General features: G+C 49.5%; 3 protein-coding genes. All 3 read left to right on the top strand.

The genetic code is table 11. From position 1 onward, the window contains the following. The coding region (locus V8L71_RS20585; RefSeq protein ID WP_336275333.1) for a BrxA family protein at positions 1-464 on the top strand (464 nt) is incomplete at its 5' end. A 129-nt stretch (positions 465-593) separates the two neighbouring features. Next, positions 594-1,217: a DUF1788 domain-containing protein gene (locus V8L71_RS20580; RefSeq protein WP_336275332.1), complete on the top strand. Its 624-nt coding sequence runs from the start codon at positions 594-596 to the stop codon at positions 1,215-1,217. Positions 1,218-1,391: 174 nt separating this feature from the next. Further along, positions 1,392-1,674: DUF6079 family protein (locus V8L71_RS20575; RefSeq protein WP_336275331.1), on the top strand; the 283-nt coding region annotated here is incomplete at its 3' end.

The following is a 1,674-nucleotide window of genomic DNA, read 5'->3' as shown; positions in this document are numbered from 1 at the left end:
TACAGAAGAATCGCCCAGCGACAGCCAAGCGTGCAGCGCAAGCCATTCGTAAGCGCTTAGAGAAACTGGAACCCTCTTTTTGGAAAGCCCTGCATGAAGGAGATGATCAGCTAGCGTCACAGGTATCGTTTTGTGCTGCCATGGCACGCAACCTGCTGCTGGTCGAGTTTCTTGAAAGCGTGGTGGCCGATGCTTTTTTAACGCGGTCTGAAAAGCTTCAGCCCTATCACTGGGATGAGTTTCTTGCCGAGCGTGCTAACCGCGATGCAGCGATTGCTACCTGGGCAGAAAGCTCAAGGCTAAAAATGGGTCAGGTAGTGTTTCGGATGCTGACAGAGGTTGGCATATTGGATTCCAGTCGATCACGTCGACTTCAGCCTTTCTTGCCCCGCCCCGAACTGAAGATGCTGCTTGAAACCCACCGCCATACCCGTTTGCAACATTGTCTTCAAAAATTGCGCTAAGCGTTTATCTGTTGGGCAAAACTCATTATTGAACTAATGAAAACTTAGTTGACCTTGCGGCTATGGCTGTAAGCAACGTAATCTTGCCCGCAATCTACCCAAAACATGCCCGACATAGAGACGCTCCGCATGTCACCTAATGAGCAGCACCTACCACCTACCAGCGTTATGTTCCATGAGGATGACCAGCTTCGGGCACGATTAAACCAAGTCGCCGAGAAAATTGCTCGGCCGGATTTTTTAGCAGGCCAAGGGTTAGGTAACGAAATTGGCTTCTGGATTTTTGATTACGCTCCTGAGCACGAGCTTCAGGTACGTGCCTATCTGAACTTCCTTCCTTCGTTAATGGCGCGCCAGTACGCCCATGTCAAGGTGGCGCAGGTTAACTTGCTTCACGTGCTCAAAGACTATCTGACTGAGCGTGGCTTTCTTGATAAAGCCATTGCCATGCAGAAAAACAAAGGCGATGCAGCGCTGCTTAAGGCGCTGCGTGGGCCACTGCACATGGATAAGTTCGCCCCTTATCTGATCCGACACTCTTTGTCGCATGATCCTGATATCGTGCTATTAACCGGTGTCGGTAGCCTATGGCCAATGGTACGAGCGCATAGTTTGCTGAACGCTCTGCATGGCCCGTTAGGGCATAAGCCTTTGGTACTGTTTTACCCAGGCCGCTACGATGGGCAAACGCTTACCCTGTTTAATCAGATTAAGAGCAACAACTACTATCGCGCGTTTGCGCTCGTGCCCTAGTACTTAGAAATGAACACTGGAAAAGAGCACAAGATAGCAAACCGTGCAGCGTGTTACGTATACACGTTAATTGCTGTTACCCCGAGTGATGTTACCAAGCAGCGGGATCTTCGCGGTTTAGGTAACAGTCTATTTTTAAAAAGTTTGTAGGGCTTAAACATTTACAGGACTGATATGCGCATTCAAGAGCTTTTCCTCAAGCCGCTCAGCCGGTCAATCAATGGTGTTGTAAAGGCTGATCAGCGTGACCAGGAAACCATCTACCAAGAGCTGGATGAGTACGTGGTCACCAATGAGCTAGAAAAGCACTTCCGCGCTTTTTTTGAATCCTACACCACCCCGCTAGACGACCCCTCCATTGCCAACCGGGTAGGCGTCTGGGTTAGCGGTTTCTTTGGGTCGGGTAAATCACACTTTTTGAAAACGCTCTCTTATCTGCTTGAAAACACCGAAGCTT

The organism is Vreelandella indica (assembly GCF_037070225.1).
Taxonomy (GTDB): domain Bacteria; phylum Pseudomonadota; class Gammaproteobacteria; order Pseudomonadales; family Halomonadaceae; genus Vreelandella; species Vreelandella arctica.
The sequence above is the reverse complement of the archived record's forward strand: the minus strand, read 5'-3'. Positions and strand labels throughout refer to the sequence as shown.

What these genes read in the sequence shown, in the direction of transcription:
- V8L71_RS20580 (WP_336275332.1), top strand. Translation starts at nt 594, where the DNA reads ATGTCACCTAATGAGCAGCACCTACCACCTACCAGCGTTATGTTCCAT.